Source organism: Stenotrophomonas sp. Steno-Z4 (assembly GCF_056393145.1).
In genome coordinates this window covers 191,446-209,246 of record NZ_JBWJPC010000004.1, presented here as the reverse complement: position 1 = coordinate 209,246, position 17,801 = coordinate 191,446, and the positions used below count along the sequence as shown (strand labels likewise).

Annotated in this window: 14 protein-coding genes; 12 read left to right on the top strand and 2 right to left on the bottom strand. The window is 65.9% G+C overall.

The window, feature by feature from the left end; translation table 11 throughout:
* Nucleotides 1-57: 57 nt before the first annotated feature.
* The 5 genes from AC06E7_RS11705 to AC06E7_RS11685 all read left to right on the top strand — a co-directional run bounded on the left by AC06E7_RS11705 (nt 58) and on the right by AC06E7_RS11685 (nt 3,269).
* Nucleotides 58-318, top strand: coding sequence for a hypothetical protein (locus AC06E7_RS11705; protein ID WP_184123495.1), 261 nt, complete (start codon nt 58-60; stop codon nt 316-318).
* 153 nt (nt 319-471) lie between these two features.
* On the top strand, nt 472-1,173 hold the full coding sequence (locus tag AC06E7_RS11700) for a L,D-transpeptidase (protein WP_210132808.1): 702 nt from the start codon (nt 472-474) through the stop codon (nt 1,171-1,173).
* 95 nt (nt 1,174-1,268) lie between these two features.
* Nucleotides 1,269-1,925, top strand: a complete 657-nt coding sequence (locus tag AC06E7_RS11695; protein WP_478064818.1) for a hypothetical protein — start codon at nt 1,269-1,271, stop codon at nt 1,923-1,925.
* A complete protein-coding gene (locus tag AC06E7_RS11690; RefSeq protein ID WP_478064817.1) occupies nt 1,922-2,257 on the top strand; it encodes a winged helix-turn-helix domain-containing protein in 336 nt (111 codons plus the stop codon). The genes AC06E7_RS11695 and AC06E7_RS11690 overlap by 4 nt, the downstream gene beginning before the upstream one ends.
* 22 nt (nt 2,258-2,279) lie before the next feature.
* Nucleotides 2,280-3,269, top strand: coding sequence for a M23 family metallopeptidase (locus tag AC06E7_RS11685; protein ID WP_478064816.1), 990 nt, complete (start codon nt 2,280-2,282; stop codon nt 3,267-3,269).
* Between the two features lie 9 nt (nt 3,270-3,278).
* Here AC06E7_RS11685 and AC06E7_RS11680 read toward each other — a convergent pair whose 3' ends face one another.
* Nucleotides 3,279-4,340, bottom strand: a complete 1,062-nt coding sequence (locus tag AC06E7_RS11680; protein ID WP_478064815.1) for a LacI family DNA-binding transcriptional regulator — start codon at nt 4,338-4,340, stop codon at nt 3,279-3,281.
* Between the two features lie 323 nt (nt 4,341-4,663).
* Here AC06E7_RS11680 and AC06E7_RS11675 point away from each other — a divergent pair, with 323 nt between their 5' ends.
* The 7 genes from AC06E7_RS11675 to AC06E7_RS11645 all read left to right on the top strand — a co-directional run bounded on the left by AC06E7_RS11675 (nt 4,664) and on the right by AC06E7_RS11645 (nt 16,716).
* Entirely contained in the window at nt 4,664-7,801 is a 3,138-nt protein-coding gene (locus AC06E7_RS11675) for a TonB-dependent receptor (RefSeq protein WP_478064814.1), read from the top strand.
* Nucleotides 7,802-7,868: 67 nt separating this feature from the next.
* Nucleotides 7,869-8,627: a SapC family protein gene (locus AC06E7_RS11670; protein WP_068852119.1), complete on the top strand. Its 759-nt coding sequence runs from the start codon at nt 7,869-7,871 to the stop codon at nt 8,625-8,627.
* Between the two features lie 3 nt (nt 8,628-8,630).
* A complete protein-coding gene (locus AC06E7_RS11665; RefSeq protein WP_478064813.1) occupies nt 8,631-9,650 on the top strand; it encodes a cupin-like domain-containing protein in 1,020 nt (339 codons plus the stop codon).
* 13 nt (nt 9,651-9,663) lie between these two features.
* Nucleotides 9,664-11,193, top strand: coding sequence for a tryptophan halogenase family protein (locus tag AC06E7_RS11660; protein WP_478064812.1), 1,530 nt, complete (start codon nt 9,664-9,666; stop codon nt 11,191-11,193).
* A 65-nt stretch (nt 11,194-11,258) separates the two neighbouring features.
* The gene (gene xylB / locus AC06E7_RS11655; protein WP_478064811.1) at nt 11,259-12,752 is read left to right on the top strand and encodes a xylulokinase; all 1,494 of its coding nucleotides are present in this window, start codon (nt 11,259-11,261) and stop codon (nt 12,750-12,752) included.
* A gap of 41 nt (nt 12,753-12,793) precedes the next feature.
* Nucleotides 12,794-14,128: a xylose isomerase gene (xylA, locus tag AC06E7_RS11650; protein WP_478064810.1), complete on the top strand. Its 1,335-nt coding sequence runs from the start codon at nt 12,794-12,796 to the stop codon at nt 14,126-14,128.
* A 23-nt stretch (nt 14,129-14,151) separates the two neighbouring features.
* Nucleotides 14,152-16,716, top strand: a complete 2,565-nt coding sequence (locus AC06E7_RS11645; RefSeq protein WP_478064809.1) for a glycoside hydrolase family 3 protein — start codon at nt 14,152-14,154, stop codon at nt 16,714-16,716.
* A 17-nt stretch (nt 16,717-16,733) separates the two neighbouring features.
* On the opposite strand, the gene AC06E7_RS11640 is transcribed toward AC06E7_RS11645, so the two are convergent.
* Nucleotides 16,734-17,789 (bottom strand): LacI family DNA-binding transcriptional regulator, encoded by a 1,056-nt coding sequence (locus AC06E7_RS11640; protein ID WP_478064808.1) that lies wholly within the window; start codon nt 17,787-17,789, stop codon nt 16,734-16,736.
* Nucleotides 17,790-17,801: the final 12 nt, after the last annotated feature.

Below are 17,801 nucleotides of genomic sequence, written 5' to 3'. Positions count from 1 at the left end.
GATTGGTCCGGCAGAGGGGGCTCTATTTACCTGAAGACCCAAGAAGGAGTACTGGAAATGATGATGACCAAGAAGAATGTGGTGTTGGGCGTGGCGCTCGTTGCCACCTTGGGCCTTGGCGGTTGCGCCACCTATAAGGACGAGTTTGCCACCATCAACTCGCGCCTCGATTCGCTTGATACCAAGGTGAACAGCGCAGCGCAGAGTGCTGAATCGGCCAATCAGTCGGCCCAGCAGGCAAACCAGCGCCTGGATCAGATTGAAAGCCGTGTGCAGCGTCTGGAAACGGTCCCGCCGAAGCGTCAGCCGCGCGGCTGATTGTTTCGTCGCACATGCAGTATCGAAGTGCGTAAACCAGGACCCGGTGGCCTTTGATGGCCACCGGTTTCTTTGTTTTAGTCTGTCGTAGCTTCAAGGAATTCCCCCTACACCATGCACATGCATCCCGCTATCCGAGCCACGTGTGGCGCACTGGCGCTGACGCTGGCGTTCGCCGGCCCCGCTTTGGCCCGTGCACAGGACCCGGCCGAGCAGCAGCCTGCTGAACAGCCGACATCGTCCAACGATCTATTGCCGCCGGAGCAGCCGGTATCCGACACGGTCCTTCAGCTGGCCGGGTGGGTCAAGGCAAGCAGGGATGCAGAAGGTTATCCGTTCGCTGTGATGGATAAAGCAGCGGCGCAGATCCTCGTGTTCGACGGTAGTGGCAAACTCATCGGCGCTGCGCCGGGCCTGTTTGGCTCTGCGGTGGGTGACCATTCCGCCCCGGGCATAGCAGGTCTCGCGCTCAAGGAAATTCCGGGTCGCGACCGCACGACGCCTGCTGGCCGCTTCATCGGCGGTTACGGCGACTCACTCGACGCCGGGCGCGTGCTCTGGGTGGACTACGACACCGCGATTTCCATCCATCCCACGGCAACCGGCGTACCTGCCGAACGGCGCGTCGAGCGCCTGGCGTCGCCTTCGCCGGACGACAACCGTGTTACCCATGGCTGCATCAACGTCAACCCGGATTTCTACGCGAAGATCATCAAGCCGACGTTCCAGAAGGGCGGCTTGTTCTACATCCTCCCGGACCAGCAGTCGCTTGCTGAAACATTCCCTGACTTCGCGCGGAGCCAGGAGGCCACTGCGCAGCACGGCGAAGGTGGCGGCAAAGGCGCCGCCAGGTAAGGGTTTCGGAAACTCTCAGGCCATTCGGCCTGACGCTTGACGCAAACTGGTTTGCACTGCAAACTCACTGCAAGGCGATTCCCTTGGAGTGCGTCATGCAGCTGCCGTCTGTCACCGATCCCTACAGCCGCTTCCAGGCCATGACCCGCGAGTACTCACGGTACTCACGAAGCGCGGGCGGCCTTTCCGCCATCGCCGGTGGCGCTGCCTGCCTGGTCTCCTTTCTTGCCGGCGCCCTGTTGCCCGCCACCTTTGAGCTGCGCGCGTTGCTCATCGCTGTGCCGGTGCTGTGGCTAGCCGCCAAGCAATGGCTGGCGCATCGCTACTACCAGCGTTTCGGCCAGGTCGAGGAACAGATCACCGCGACCGAGCGCAACTTCCAACGCCTTTTCATCGCTTTCACTGCCCTGATCAGCGCGCTGATCGTCGGGTTCGTGCTGACCCGCATGGCACCGATGGGCAGATTGCCGTGGGACCTGCGCGCGATCGGGTACCTGATGGTGGTAGCGCTTCTGCCGCTGATTGTCTGGCGGTGGTTGCGAACGCCGCTGGAATTCATTGTGGGCGTGTTCCTGCTGTGCCAGGCCGCGGTGGCATTCACCGGCCAGACCTATGCGTTCGGCCCCACCACCGTGGTGTTTCCGCTGGCAGCCATTGCCTTGGTGGTGGTCGGGTGGCGCGACCACCTGCGGTTCCTGCGCCTGCAGTCGGAAATGCGCGCGTTCGTGGCTGCGCGGAAGCCGATGCCGTGACCCAGCTTCCCGACCCCCGCAGCCTGCTGCAGCTGGATCGCCTGATCCACGAGCCGGCGCGCCTGTTGATCCTGTCGATCCTGGCCGGCGCCGAATCAGCCGAATTCGCATTCGTCGAACATCTCAGTGGCCTGAGCAAGGGCAACCTGTCCAGCCATCTCAGCAAGCTCGAAGCCGCTGGGTTGGTCGCCATCGATAAATCGTTCCGGGGCAAGCGCCCGCTGACCACCCTGCAGCTGACGCCTGCAGGACGCCAAGGGCTGGCCCAGTACCGCAAGCAGCTTGCGGCAGTCGTCGCAGGCATTCCCGATCCAAACAGCACGGACTCCTGACATGACAGTGTTCGCGAAAATGATGGCACCCTTGGTTCTATCGCTGCTGGCGTTCGGCGGCCTTGCGGCTACCCAGGACACGCGCCAGGAAGGCGCCAGCTTGACCTCGCAGTTCTACCAGGGTCAGGTCGATGCGCTGTGGGAGCGTATGGCGCCGAAGACGCAGGAAGCGTTGGGATCGAAACAGCGCCTGGTGGCGGTGAGAGAACAGATCCTCGCATGGGGCGAGGAAACGGAGGTGCTCAGCGAAACGGTCAGCACCCATGGCGGGCATGACATCTACCTGCGGCAGGTACGATTCAAGAACACTCCGGACATCATTGCCATCACCTGGACATTCGACGGCCAGGGCAAGGTAGTGGCGTTCACCATCCGCCCGCAACAGACCTCGCCGCAGCCCGCTGCCAGCGAGCGCCTTGACTACAAGAACCGCACGCCGCTGCAGCTGCCATTCTCCGACGAGTTCTACGTGTTCTGGGGCGGGCGTAGCGTCGAACAGAACTACCATGCCGCGCATGCAGGCCAGCGTTTCGCCATGGACCTGCTGGTCCTGCAGGATGGCAGTTCGCATCGCGGGGAAGGCAGCCGCAACGAGGATTACTTCTGCTTCGGCAAGCCCATCCTGGCTCCGGCAGACGGCAGGGTGGTGGAGGTGATCGACGGCGTGGCCGACAACGTGCCGGGTGAGATGAATCCCAGCCAGCCCACCGGCAACCGCGTCGTCATCGATCATGGCAACGACGAATATTCGGTCCTGGCCCACCTGCGCCAGGGCAGTGTGCGGGTAACCAAAGGGCAGGCCGTGCGCACTGGCACGCAGCTGGCAGACTGCGGCAACAGTGGAAACTCTTCCGAAGCCCACCTGCATTATCAGTTGCAGGCCGGACCCGAGTTCGGCAAGGCCACCGCATTGCCCGCACAGTTCTCCAACTACCTGGCCGATGACAAGCCGGTCGCGCTGGGTGAGCCAGTGAAAGGCCAACGCATCCGCCAGGCCACCCCCGCGCCGTAGTGCGTGAGGCTAGGGGCGCTGCACCGGCCCTGATACGGAATCGCGCGTGATCAGCTGATGCGCGAGCACCTGGTTGACGGTGGCGCGCGCCGAAGCAGGCGCGCGCCGGATCTCCCGCAGCAGGATGTCGATGGCGGTGTCGGCCATGTCCGCCACGGGCTGGTGGATGGTGGTCAGTTCCGGCCACACCATGGTCGACGCTGACGTATCGTCGAAGCCCACCACCGAAAGATCGCGCGGCACGTCCAGCCCGCGCCGATGTGCCACTGAAACCACCGCAGACGCCATGTCATCGTTGCTGGCGAAGATGGCACTCGGCGGGTGGGGCAGGGCCAGAAGATGCTCGGCAGCCTCCAGTCCGGATCGATACGTAAAGAGCCCGGGCTGCACCAGCGCCTCGTCGTACCCGATGCCGGCCTCTGCCAGCGCATCCCGATATCCCTGCCAGCGTTGCGCGCTGGCGGTCTGGTTCGGATCACCGGTGATGTAGCCGATGCGTGTGTGCCCGTGGCCGATCAGATGCGCGACCATCTGCTGGCTTGCATGGCGGTCATCGATGCGCACGCAGGAAACCCGGTCGCTGAACTGGCTGGATGCGATGGAGACGACCGGGACCCCGGCATTGACGAAGATGTCGACGATCGCCTTGGATTCGCACAGCGGCGGCGGAAGAATCACCCCGGCCACGCTGTCGCACAGCTGCCGTGCCGCCTCGCGCCGTGCCGTGGCGCTCAACCCATCCCAGGTGGAGATCGCCAACTGCGCCGCAGACCGGGTAGACCCGCGCAGCGCGCCGACCAGCAGCTCACGCAGGTAGCTGGAGCTGGGGTTGGTGTAGATCAGCGCGATGCAGGTGTGCTGCGCCGCCGCCAGGGCGCTTGCCGCCAGGTTGGGCCGGTAGTCCAGTTCAAGCACGCTGCGCATGACCCGTTCGCGGTTTTCCTCGCGCACGCTGGAATGGCCATTGATTACGCGCGAAACCGTCATGGCCGATACGCCGGCATGCGCGGCGACCACATCGATGGTGATGGCATTGCCTTTGCGACGCACCACTTTCTGGCTGTTTTTCAAGGAAGCGGTTCCTTTGCTGCGCTGCATGATGACAACCGTGTGACCGGGTGATTAGTCTGCGCCCTGACGCGATGGTAGCGCTACCACTAGGCCAAGGTAAGGCTCAGCGGGGACCCCCCATATACCAAACGCGTGTTCTGGCAAGCCTGAAAGCGAGTTTGAGTCGCAGTGCAGCGAAAACGCACTGCGATGTTCGGTGTGGAAGACGGGCATCGCCCGTGCGTGCTCCTTGGAGGGGCGGTACATCCATTCGATCGTATGTCAGAGGGGAGAGTCATGAGCGCTTGTGCTTTCCGTCGTACCCCAGACCTGAGGGCTCACGCATGAGCCGGAAGCTGGCGAAACTTACATCCCGGGCCATGTTCACCTTCGTGGGCGGCGTCCTGGTCATCAATCCCGCATTCGCACAGGACGCCGCGTCGCCGGCGCCTGCCGCGCAGCAGCAGTCGCAGTCCCAGTCCACCCCGACCCAGCTCGACACCGTGCAGGTAACGGGTATCCGCAACAGCCTCAGCCAGGCAATGGACATCAAGCGCGACTCGGCTGGCGTGGTGGATGCGATCAGTGCCGAGGACATCGGCAAGTTCCCGGATACCAACCTGGCCGAATCCCTGCAGCGCATCACCGGCATCTCGATCGAGCGCCGTGATGGTGAAGGCGCGCAGGTCACCGCGCGTGGCTTTGGCCCGCAGTTCAACATGGTGACCCTCAACGGCCGCCAGATGCCCGGTGCCGACGCGTTCGGCGCGGCGGGGCAGGTCGCCATCGGCGGTGTGGACGGCGGTACCCGCGCGTTCAACTTCGCGCAGCTGGCGGCCGAAGCCGTCAATGGCATCGAGGTCTTCAAGACCAGCCAGGCCAACGTGCCCAGCGGCGGTATCGGCGCCACCATCAACATCCTCACCGGGCGTCCGTTCGACCATGAGGGCACGGTGGCCAGTGCCGGGGCGAAGATCGTCTCCGACCAGAGCCAGCCGTTCGACAACGACATCACCCCGGAGCTTTCCGGCATCTTCAGCTACACCAACCCGGAAAAAACCTGGGGTGTGGGTGTCAGCGCGAGCTACCAGAAGCGCAAGGGTGGCTCGGTGCAGGCCACCAACAACTACTGGAACATCCAGCCGTGGACCGGGACCATGCCCGGCAACCCGACCGTGACCAACGCACCGGCGATCGGCGCGCTGTACGGGCGCCCGAACGACCTGCGCTATGCCTTCGCCGATTTCGAACGCGAGCGCATCAATGGCCAGGCGGTGCTGCAGTTCGCCCCGACCGACGCGGTGACCCTGACCCTGGACTACACCTATTCGACCAACGAGATCGAAGAGAATCGTGGCGAGCAGGGCATGTGGCTGCAGAACAGCAACTACACCGATGTGGTCTTCGACACCAGCGGTGCGGTGGCCACGCCGATCTACATCCGCGAAATCGCCGGCACCAAGGACTTCGGGCTTGAACAGCAGCGCAGCATGCAGAAGTACAAGCTGGGTTCGCTGGGCTTCAATGCCACCTGGAACATCACCGACCGCTTCAAGCTGAGCTTCGACGGCCACGATTCGAAGAACGAAAGCCGGCCGAATGATCCGCTCACCGGCGGCGGCTCGATCTTCTCCAGTATCGCCGGCACCAACAACTGCACCACCGGGCCGCAGTGCGGTGGCACCTACGTGCAGGAAATGGTCTGGAACAACGGCCTGCCGGTGGGCACCCAGGTCTGGTACCCGACCGCTGCCGATGCCATCGCCAAGACCAATGGCGTGGTCAACGGCGGGTTCGTGCCGGGCGAGATCGGCTCGCAGGTACTGCGCATCAATTCGCAGACCCAGATCAGCGAGATCAAGCAGGGCCGTGTCGACGGTGAGTGGGCCTTTGACGCAGGCCGCTTCCAGTTCGGCGTGGACACCAGCAAGCAGACCACCCACCGCATCCAGGCCGCGGAAAACTACAACACCCTGGGCGACTGGGGCGTGGCCAATGTCAACGGCGATGTGGCCAACGGCCTGATGGACCTGCTGCAGCCGGTGAACATCGTCGGCATGTTCGACGATTTCAACATCAACAGCTTCAGCGCCTGGCGCGGCGACGCCGGCCGGCTGGCGCAGTGGGCGGGGCAGTACTACGGCGCCAACCTGGGCGTGAGCCCGCAGAATGCCGCCGACAACCGGGTGGAAGAGAAGACGAACTCGGCGTACATGCAGATCGAGCTGGACGGTGACCTGGGCGGCCACCGCACCAATACGCGACTGGGCGTCCGCTACGAAACCACCGATGTGGTGTCCACCTCGATCATCGCCATTCCCGAAGGCATCCAGTGGCAGGCGAACAATGACTTCCGCGTGCTGTTGTCCGACGAGCAGCAGCCCTTCACCGAGAAGACCAGCTACAGCTACATCCTGCCGAACCTGGACTTCAGCATCGACCTGTTGGACGACCTGAAGGGCCGCATCTCGTTCGGCAAGAGCATTGCCCGCGCGCCGATCGGCAATCTGTACGCCGGCCCGACCGCGCAGCAGCCGTTCGGCTCGGTGCTGATCGACCCGTCCTCGCGGGCCAGCGGCACCGCCCAGAACCCTGCCCTGAAGCCCCTGGAATCGGACAACCTGGACCTGGCGCTGGAGTGGTACTTCGCTGATGCCAGCTATGTGTCGGTTACGTACTGGAACAAGCAGGTCGCCAACTTCATCGGCAACACCATCGTGCAGGAAAACCTGTACGGCCTGCGCGACCCCACCTCCGGACCGGACGCGCAGGCGGCGCTTGGCTTCCTGACCAGTGGGGCCTGTATCGCCCAGGTTGGCCCGGCCAACGCGGCGGCCTGCTCGGCCAATGACACCTCGCTGTTCACCGCGTTGGCGCTGCTGCGCAACAATCCGGCCGGGCTTGGCGCCTACGACGGCACCGGCGCGCAGGTACTGGCCACGGAAGCGGCTTACGACCTGTATGGCACCGCGGCCGACCCGCTGTACCAGTTCAACGTCAACCGCCCCATCAACCAGAACGAGTCCAAGCTGCATGGCTGGGAGCTGGGCGGGCAGTACTTCTTCGGCGACACCGGCTTCGGCGTGCTGGCCAACTACACCATCGTCAACGGCGACGTGGGCTACAACGACGCGGGCGACCCGAACGTCGACCAGTTCTCGCTCACTGGCCTCAGCGATACCGCCAATGCCATGCTGATGTACGAAAAGTACGGCTGGTCGGTGCGCCTGGCCTGGAACTGGCGCGACCAGTACCTGATCCTGGCCAACCAGGGTTCCAGCCGAAACCCGTACTATGTGGAAGAGTACGACCAGTGGGATCTCAGCGTGGGCTACACGCTGAATGACAACTGGTCGTTCAGCCTTGAAGCCATCAACCTGACCGGTGAGGACGTGCGTTGGCGTTCGCGCACCTCGCAGATGATGGTGAAGCTGGCTGACCAGGATCCGCGTTACATGCTTGGCGTTCGTTACAGGTTCTGAACAGGCCACGGGTGCCGCTGTTCCGGCAGCGGCACCCGTGCAGGCTCCTGCAGGGATTGGACTACACATGCCGCGTTACGAAATGCTCAACAACATCGCCCACCGGGAGCTGCGTGTCGCGACCGGTTTCGGGCCCGAATTTGGCGACGCGGTAGGCATGGTGCCGGCCTACCCGAGCGAGTACGCCGAACTGCAGCGGGAATACCCGATTTTCCTGCGCAAAGACGCCGCCACCGGGGAGTGGCAGTCGGTGGTTCTGCTGGGCTTTGAACAGCACGAGAATCTGTACCTGGACGACGGCCGTTGGAATGCGTCCTACCTTCCGGGGGCTGCGGCCAAGGGGCCGTTCCTGATCGGGTTCCAGGAAAACCGCATCGACGGAGCGCTCACCCGGGAACCGGTGCTGCACGTGGACCTGGACCACCCGCGCGTGAGCAGCAGCGCCGGCGAGCCGGTGTTCCTGCCACAGGGTGGCAACAGCCCCTATCTGGACCACATTGCCAACGTGCTGCGCGGCATCCACGACGGCCATGCCTTTGGCGCCGAGATGTTTGCCATGCTCGATACGAAAGGCCTGATTCAACCGATCACGCTCGACGTGCAGATCGACCCGCAGAACCGGGTGGGCGTGAACGGTCTGCACGCGATCGACCGCGACCGCCTGGCCCAGCTGGACGGCGCCGCGCTGGCCGAACTCAACCGCGCCGGTTACCTGGAAGGCGCGTACCTGATGCTGGCTTCATTGCACAACATGCGCCGGCTGATCGCTGAAAAGCAGCGGCGCCTGCGCGCGCAGGATGCCGCCACCGCGACGGGCAGGAACTGACCGATGCCGGATGGCGTTGCCATGCGCACCCTGGAAGGCCTGCAGCCCGATGCGCTGCCGTTGGCGGCGCTGGTGGCCGCCGGCGAGCCGGTGGTGCTGCGCGGCATCGCGCGCGACTGGGCACTGGTGCAGGCCGGGTTACGTTCCCCCCAGCAGGCGCTGGCCTACCTTCGCGGTTTCGATGCCGGGCTGCCGGTGCAGTACTCCTTTGGCGGCCCCGAGATCGAAGGGCGCCCGTTCTACAACGACGATTTCACCCAGTTGAACTTCGAGGTCCGGCGCGGACTGCTGACCCAGGTGCTGGACGAGATCGCCGACACCCTCGATGCCCCCAAGCCGCCTACCTATTACGTGGCCTCGCTGCTGATCGAGCGTGCGCTGCCCGGGTTCGCGCAGGCCAATGATGCCGGCCTGGCCGGGCAGGGCATCGAGGCCTCGGCCAGCATCTGGATCGGCAACCGCGTTACCGCCTCGTGCCATTACGACACGCCGGACAACCTGGCCTGCTGCGCCGTGGGCCGGCGCCGGTTCACCCTGTTCCCGCCGGAGCAGATCGACAACCTCTACCCGGGCCCGCTGGAGCCCACCCCGGGTGGGCAGGTGGTCAGCGTGGTCGATTTCGACCGCCCGGATTTCGACCGGCATCCCCGTTTCCGTGACGCGCTGGCCAGCGCGCAGACCGCGGAGCTGGAACCGGGCGATGCCATCTTCATTCCCAGCATGTGGTGGCACCACGTGCGCAGCCTGGAACCGTTCAACGTGCTGGTGAACTACTGGTGGCGCAGCGTGCCCAGCTTCCTGTCCTCGCCGCTGCCGGCACTGCAGCATGCGATGTGGGCGCTGCGCGACCTGCCGGCGCGCGAAAAGAAGGCCTGGGCAAAGATCTTCGAGTACTACGTGTTCGGTCCCGGTGAGCGCGCAGGGCAGCACCTGCCTGACGCCGCCCGGGGAGAGCTTGCACCGTTCGACGAGATGCAGGCGCGCCGCACCCGCGCGCAGCTGCTCGGTCGACTGAACCGCTGATGGGAGCATCCCTTTGAACGCTGCGAACACAACAGAAGGGCGAATCCGCAAGGTGGTCATCGCCGGCGGCGGTACCGCAGGCTGGCTGGCCGGCTGCGCACTATCGCACCAGTTCCGCGAGCAGCTGGACATCACCCTGGTGGAATCCGAGCAGATCGGCACCGTGGGCGTGGGCGAATCCACCGTGCCGCCGATCCGCACCTTCCACCGCTACCTGCAGATCGATGAGCAGGAGTTCCTGAAGGCGGTGGCCGGTACCTTCAAGCTTTCGATTTCGTTCGAGAACTGGCGCCGCCCGGGTGAGCGCTTCATCCACCCGTTCGGCAGCATCGGGCAAAGCACCTGGGCCACCCCGTTCCATCATTTCTGGCTGGACAGCCAGCGCCGCGGCATGCCCTCGGACCTGGGCGACTTCTGCCTGGAGAGCGTGGCCTCGCGCGGTGACCGGTTCTCGCTGCAGAGCCAGCCGCAGGTCAACTACGCCTATCACTTCGACGCCGGGCTGTACGCGAAATTCCTGCGCCGCCGGGCCGAAGCGCAGGGCCTGCGCCGGGTGGAAGGCAAGATCCGCGAAGTGCGGCAGCACGCCCACGACGGCTCCGTGGCGGCGCTGGTACTGGAAGACGGGCAGGTGATCGAAGGTGACCTGTTCATCGATTGCACCGGTTTCCGCGGCCTGCTCACCGAGCAGACCCTGCACAGCGGCTACGAAGACTGGAACCAGTGGTTGCCCAGTGACCGCGCCGTGGCCGTGCAGACCGAGTCGGTCAAGCCGCCGGTGCCGTATACCCGCGCCATCGCGCACGAGGCCGGCTGGCGCTGGCACATCGCGCTGCAGCACCGGGTAGGGTGTGGGCTGGTGTTCTCCAGCCGCCATATGTCCGATGACGAGGCGCAGGCCAAGCTGCTGCGTGACATCGAAGGCCAGCCGCTGCGTGATCCCTGGCTGGTGCCGTTCCGAAGTGGGCGCCGCTTGAAAGCCTGGAACAGGAATGTGGTGGCGCTGGGCCTGGCCAGCGGCTTCATAGAACCGCTGGAATCGACCAGCATCCACCTCACCATCAGCGCCGTGGTGCGGCTGATCCAGCTGTTCCCGTTCGATGGCATCACCCCGACGCTCACTGCGCTGTACAACGATGTCAGCCGGCAGGAAATGGAGCACGTGCGTGACTTCATCATCCTGCATTACCACGCCACCCAGCGCGACGAGCCGATGTGGAAGGCGTGCCGCGAGATGGAGTTGCCCGAATCGTTGGCGGTGCGGCTGCGCGCCTGGCGCGAACGCGCACACGCCTGGCAGGACCCCGGGGAACTGTTCCGCGTGGACTCCTGGACCAGCGTGCTGATGGGGCAGGGCATCCTGCCGGGGCCGCCGCACCCGCTGGCGCGGGCGCTCAGCGATGCCGACCTGCGCACGCTGCTGGCGCGGATCCAGCAGCCGATACAGCAGGCCGCGGCAAGCATGCCTTCGCAGGCAGAGTTCATTGAGCGCTACTGCAGGGCGCCGGCAGAAGTCTGGCCGCGGAGCCTGGTCACCGCCTAGCGGGGCCACGCTTTGCCGCACGAAATTGGTAGCGCTACCTTTCAAGAACACTCGGGGTACATGGGATGGATCTGGTTGCGGGAATCGATGCAGGTACGCAGAGCCTGAAGGTGCTGGTCTACGACCCCGCCAAGCGCAGCGTGGTGGCCAGCGCCAGCGCGGCGCTTGAACTGGACAGCGCCGCCGATGGCAGCCGCGAACAGCGCCCGGCCGATTGGGTGGCCGCATTGCACAGCTGCTTCGCTGCGATCGCGCCGTCGGTGCGCTCGCGCATTGCTGCGCTGGCGGTGTCCGGCCAGCAGCACGGCTTCGTGCCGCTCGATGCAGCCGGGGAGGTGCTGGCACCGGCCAAGCTGTGGTGCGATACCAGCACCGCCGCCGAGTGCACGCAGATCATGGACGCGGCCGGCGGAACAGCGCAGACCATTGCGCTGGCCGGCAACCCCATCCTGACCGGCTACACCGCCTCGAAGCTGCCTTGGACCAGAACGCACCGTCCCGACGCGTACGCGCGCCTGGCCACCATCCTGCTGCCGCACGACTACCTCAACTTCGTGCTGACCGGCGAGCGTTTCTGCGAATACGGCGATGCCTCGGGCACCGGCTGGCTGGACGTGCGCACCCGCACCTGGTCGCCCGAGCTGCTGCGCGCGACCGATCCGGAACGCGATCTGGCCGATTGCCTGCCGCCCATCGCGCCACCGGAAGCGCTGTTCGATATCGCACCGGCAGCCGCGAAATCGTTCGGCCTGCCTGCCACCGTGAAGGTGGCCGTCGGCGGTGGCGACAACATGATGGCGGCCATCGGTACCGGCTGCGTAGTGCCCGGTCGCCTGGCGATGAGCCTGGGCACCTCGGGCACGCTGTTTGCCTACTCCGACAGCCCCGTGGTCGACCCCGACGGGGCCTGGGCCGCGTTCTGCTCGTCCACCGGCGGCTGGTTGCCGTTGATCTGCACCATGAACTGCACCGTGGTGACCGAGCAGGTCGCTGACGCGTTCGATTTCAGCACCCGCTTTGGCGATGGCCACCTGCGGACCACGCCACCCGGTGCCGATGGCCTGGTGATGCTGCCGTTCCTCAATGGCGAGCGCACGCCCGACCTCCCACACGGCAAAGGCGTGCTGGCGGGCCTGGACACCACCAACATGACCCCGGCCCACCTGTACCGCGCGGCGATGGAAGGGGCGACCTACAGCCTGAAATACGGCTACGACGCCTTCGTCCGCGCCGGCATGCGGTTCGACCGCATCGTGCTCACCGGCGGCGGCAGCAACAGCGCCGCCTGGCGGCAGCTGGTGGCCGATGTGTTCGGCCTGCCGGTGGACGTGCCGACCCAGTCCGAAGGCGCGGCGTTCGGCGCGGCCCTGCAGGCGCTGTGGGCGCTGCGCCACGCACGCGGCGATGAGGCCAGCATTGCCGATATCGCCGAGCGCCACGTGGCGCTCGACCCGCAGTTGTCGGCGCGCCCGGAGCCGGCGCGCGCACCTGCCTATGCCACCGCCTATGCGCGCTTCCTGCGCTATCTCGACGCCGTCACGCCGCTGCAGCGCGGCTGATTCCTCTAAGCGACACCTCGCACAACGAAAGGAACTGCACCATGAGCACCCAACCCTACATTGGCGCCAGGGAATACTTCCCCGGGATCGGCCGTATCCCCTTCGAAGGCCGCGGTTCGGACAACCCGCTTGCGTTCAAGGTCTATGACGCCAACAAGGTGATCGGCGGCAAGACCATGCAGGAGCACCTGCGCTTCGCGGTCTGTTACTGGCACACCTTCTGCAACGCCGGGCACGACCCGTTCGGCCCGGGCACCCGCCATTTCCCCTGGGAAGCAGGCTCGCCGCTGGCCAGCGCCGAAGCGAAGGTGGATGCCGCGTTCGAATTCTTCACCAAGCTGGGCGTGCCGTACTGGTGCTTCCACGATATCGACCTGTCGCCGGATGCCGACGATGTGGACGAGTACGAAAAGAACCTCAAGCACATGGTCGGCCTGGCCAAGGCGCGCCAGGACGCCACCGGGATCAAGCTGCTGTGGGGCACCGCCAACCTGTTCTCGCACCCGCGTTACATGAATGGTGCATCGACCAATCCGGATTTCGCCGTGGTGGCGCGCGCCGCCGTGCAGGTGAAGGCCGCGCTGGAAGCCACCGTTGAACTGGGCGGCGAACATTACGTGTTCTGGGGCGGCCGCGAAGGCTACGCCTCGCTGGTGAACACCCAGATGAAGCGCGAGGTGGACCACTTCGCGCGCTTCCTCACCATGGCGCGCGACTACGGCCGCAGCATCGGCCTGAAGGGCAACTTCCTGATCGAGCCCAAACCGATGGAGCCGATGAAGCACCAGTACGACTTCGACAGCGCCACCGTGGCCGGCTTCCTCAAGGAACACGGCCTGGAGAAGGACTTCAAGCTCAACATCGAAGCCAACCACGCCACGCTGTCCGGCCACACCTTCGAACACGACCTGCAGGTCGCCTCCGACCACGGCCTGCTGGGCAGCATCGACGCCAACCGCGGCAATGCCCAGAACGGCTGGGATACCGACCAGTTCCCGAGCGACCTGTACGACACCGTAGGCGCGATGCTGGTGGTGCTGCGCCAGGGCGGCCTGGAAGGCGGCCTCAATTTCGACGCCAAGGTGCGCCGTGAATCCACCGATCTGGACGATCTGTTCATTGCCCATATCGGCGGCATGGACGCGTTCGCGCGCGGGCTGGAAGTGGCCCATGGGCTGTTGAACGATTCGCCGTGGGAACAGTGGCGCAAGGAGCGTTACGCCAGCTTCGACAGCGGCGCCGGCAAGGACTTCGAGCGCGGCGCGCTCAGCCTCACCGAGCTGGCGGCCTTGGGCGCGAAGGGTGGCGAGCCGAAGCAGATCAGCGGCAAGCAGGAACGTTACGAAAACCTGATCAACCAGTACCTCCTGCGTTGAGCCCACCGGCAAGGATGAGCACCATGACCCACTACCACGCCACCCGCCGCACCGGCTTCCTGCTGGCCGCGCTGCTGCTTTCACTCGCTGCCTGCAAGGGCGACGACAAGGCGGCAGCGCCCGTGCAGGCCGAGGCAAAGACCGACGCCAACCCCTGGCCCCAGGTAACCTGGCCGTTGCCCGACGACCCCGCGATGGAAAAGCGGATCACCGAGCTGATGGCCGGCATGACGGTCGAGGAAAAGGTCGGCCAGCTGGTGCAGGGCGACATCGCCAGCATCACGCCGGATGACGTGCGCAGGTATCAATTGGGCTCCATCCTTGCTGGCGGCAACTCCGATCCGGGCGGCCGCTACGACGCCAAGCCCGCCGAATGGCTGGCGCTGGCCGATGCCTTCTACGAAGCCTCGATGGACACCGCGCAGGGCGGCAAGGCGATTCCGGTGCTGTTCGGCATCGACGCGGTGCACGGCCAGAGCAACATCGTCGGCGCCACGTTGTTCCCGCACAACATCGGCTTGGGCGCGGCACGCAACCCGGACCTGGTGCGGCGGATTGGCGAGATCACTGCGCTGGAAACCCGCGCCACCGGCATGGAGTGGGCGTTCGCACCCACCGTCGCGGTCCCGCAGGACGACCGCTGGGGACGCACCTACGAAGGCTATTCCGAATCGCCTGAAGTCGTGGCCAGCTACGCCGGCGCCGTGGTCGAGGGCCTGCAGGGCAAGGTGGGTTCGCCCAACTTCCTGGATGGCCGCCACGTGATCGCCTCGGTCAAGCACTTCCTCGGCGACGGCGGCACCACCGATGGCAAGGACCAGGGCGATACCCGGATCAGCGAAGCCGAGCTGGTGCGCATCCACGCCGCCGGCTACCCGACCGCGATCGCGGCGGGCGCGCAGACCGTCATGGCATCGTTCAACAGCGTCAACGGCGAGAAGATGCATGGCCACAAGGCCTACCTCACCGACGCGCTGAAGGGCCGCATGAACTTCGGCGGCTTCGTGGTGGGCGACTGGAACGGCCACGGCCAGGTCAAGGGCTGCACCACCACCGATTGCCCGGCCACCATCAATGCCGGCCTGGACATGGCCATGGCCTCGGACAGCTGGAAGGGGTTCTACGAGACCACGCTGGCGGCGGCGAAGGCCGGCACCATCACCCAGGAACGCCTGGATGATGCGGTGCGCCGGATCCTGCGGGTGAAGATGCGGCTGGGCCTGTTCGAAGCCGGCAAGCCGTCATCGCGCGCGGTCGGCGGCCAGTTCGCGCTGATCGGCGCACCGGAGCATCGTGCGGTGGCACGCCAGGCCGTGCGCGAATCGCTGGTGCTGCTGAAGAACCAGGGCGGCGTGCTGCCGCTGGCGCCCAAGCAGCGCATCCTGGTAGCCGGTGATGGGGCCAACGATGTCGGCAAACAGGCCGGCGGCTGGACGCTGAACTGGCAGGGCACCGGTACCACCCGCAAGGACTTCCCGAACGCGGACAGCATCTTCGAAGGCATCGCCCAGCAGGCAAAGGCCGCAGGCGGCGAAGCGCTGTTGGCGGTGGATGGCAAGTACACCGCCAAGCCGGACGTGGCCGTGGTGGTGTTCGGCGAAAACCCCTATGCCGAGTTCCAGGGCGACCTGGCGACCCTGGCCTACAAGCCGGGCGACGACGCGGATCTTGAGCTGATCCGGAAGCTGAAGGCCGATGGCATCCCGGTGGTGGCGGTGTTCCTGAGCGGACGCCCGCTGTGGGTGAACCGCGAGATCAATGCGTCCGACGCGTTCGTGGCGGCGTGGCTGCCCGGTTCGGAAGGCGGCGGCATTGCCGATGTGCTGCTGCGCAAGCCCGATGGCAGCGTGCAGCACGACTTCAAGGGCAAGCTCAGTTTCAGCTGGCCGCGCACCGCGATCCAGTACGCCAACAACGTGGGACAGAAAGACTACGACCCGCAGTTCGCCTTCGGCTTCGGCCTGACCTACGCCGACAAGGGCGACCTGGCCCCGCTGCCGGAAGTCTCCGGCGTGACCGGCAACGAAGGGGCGGCCGGTGTGTTCTTCGCACGCGGGGACGCCGGCTCCGGCATGGCGCTGCGCCTGGAAGGCAGCACGGGGCAGGGCGTCACCGTCACCAAGGTGCCGGAATCACTCGATGGCGACCTGCTCAAGGTTACCGGCGTGGACCACCTGGTGCAGGAAGATGGCCGCCGCCTGGCATGGTCGGGCAAGGGTGAGGCAACGGTTGCCGTGCAGTCGCACGTTCCGCTGGACCTGCAGCGCGAGAGCAATGGCGACCTGATGCTGATCACTACGCTGCGGGTGGATGCTGCGCCCAAGGGCGACGCCTGGCTGTCGGTTGGTTGTGGCGCCGGGTGCACCGCCCGCGTGCCGCTCGCACCTGCGCTGGCCAAGTTGCCGGTGGGCGAATGGAAGCGCGTGGGTGTGCCGTTGAAGTGCCTTGCAGGCGCGGGGGCGGACGTGGGCAAGCTGGATCGGCCCTGGTCGATCGGCACCGCCGGCGCAATGACGCTCTCGGTGTCACGCGTCGCGCTGGGCGCCCTGAACGAAGCGGACGCCACCGTCGCATGCCCAGGCGCATAACTGTGCGCTCGGTGCCATCACCGCTTGGGCGGGTGCGCGACCGAATCGCGCATCACCAGGCGGTGCGGCAGCACGTGGTCGGTCAGCACGCGGCTGTCATCGGTGCGCTGGCGGATGGTGCGCAGCAGGATGTCGATGGCCGCGTCGGCCATCGCGGCGATGGGTTGGTGCAGCGTGGTGAGTTCGGGCCACACCGTGGTGGCGGCGGAGGTGTCATCGAAACCCACCACCGACAGGTCACGCGGAACCTCGAGCCCCTGCCGGTGCGCCACGGAAATGGCGGCAGCCGCCATGTCGTCGTTGCTGGCGAAGATCGCGGTGGGCGGCTGGGACTGGGACAACAGCTTTTCGGCGGCATCCAGCCCCGAGCGGTAGGTGTAGTCGCCCTCCTGGACCAGGCGGGGCTCGACCTCCAGCCCGGCCTCGTGCAGGGCGGTGGCGAAGCCGTCGTAGCGCCGCGCGCTCGCGCTCAGGTCGCTGCGGCCGCGGATGAAGCCGATGCGGGTGTGGCCGTGCTGGATCAGGTGTTCGGCCATTTCCTTGCCGGCGTGGAAGTCATCGATGCGCACGCAGGAAACATCGTCACGCAGGTGTCCCGATGCGATGGCAACCACCGGAATGCCCGCCTGGACCAGCTCGGTCACGGCCACCGGCGATTCGCACAGCGGAGGCGGCAGAATCACGCCGTCCACGCGGCCGGCCAGGGCGCGCGCGGCCCTGCGCTCGGCAACGGGGTCCAGGTTGTCCCAGTAGTGGATGACCAGCTGGATGGCGGCGTTGGACGCGCCCCGCAGCAGGCCCACCAGCAGTTCGCGCAGGTAGGCGCCGCTGGGGTTGGTGTAGATCAGCGCAATGCGCGTGTGCTGCGCCGCGGCCAGCGTACTGGCGGCCAGGTTGGGCGTGTAGCCCAGGGCCTGCACCGCGCGCATCACGCGCTCGCGGGTGTCATCGCGCACCTTGCCCTGGTTGATCGCCCGCGACACCGTCATCGGCGACACCCCGGCCAGCGCCGCCACCTCGTCGATCGTCACGCCACTGGCTTTGCGGCGGACCGATTTCTTCGGTTTGTCCAATGCGCACTCCCG

Excerpts from the sequence above, each read along its gene's own strand:
- AC06E7_RS11705 (WP_184123495.1), top strand. The coding sequence starts at position 58 with ATGATGATGACCAAGAAGAATGTGGTGTTGGGCGTGGCGCTCGTTGCC.
- AC06E7_RS11695 (WP_478064818.1), top strand. The coding sequence starts at position 1,269 with ATGCAGCTGCCGTCTGTCACCGATCCCTACAGCCGCTTCCAGGCCATG.
- AC06E7_RS11685 (WP_478064816.1), top strand. The coding sequence starts at position 2,280 with ATGGCACCCTTGGTTCTATCGCTGCTGGCGTTCGGCGGCCTTGCGGCT.
- AC06E7_RS11675 (WP_478064814.1), top strand. The coding sequence starts at position 4,664 with ATGAGCCGGAAGCTGGCGAAACTTACATCCCGGGCCATGTTCACCTTC.
- AC06E7_RS11670 (WP_068852119.1), top strand. The coding sequence starts at position 7,869 with ATGCCGCGTTACGAAATGCTCAACAACATCGCCCACCGGGAGCTGCGT.
- AC06E7_RS11665 (WP_478064813.1), top strand. The coding sequence starts at position 8,631 with ATGCCGGATGGCGTTGCCATGCGCACCCTGGAAGGCCTGCAGCCCGAT.
- xylB (WP_478064811.1), top strand. The coding sequence starts at position 11,259 with ATGGATCTGGTTGCGGGAATCGATGCAGGTACGCAGAGCCTGAAGGTG.
- xylA (WP_478064810.1), top strand. The coding sequence starts at position 12,794 with ATGAGCACCCAACCCTACATTGGCGCCAGGGAATACTTCCCCGGGATC.
- AC06E7_RS11645 (WP_478064809.1), top strand. The coding sequence starts at position 14,152 with ATGACCCACTACCACGCCACCCGCCGCACCGGCTTCCTGCTGGCCGCG.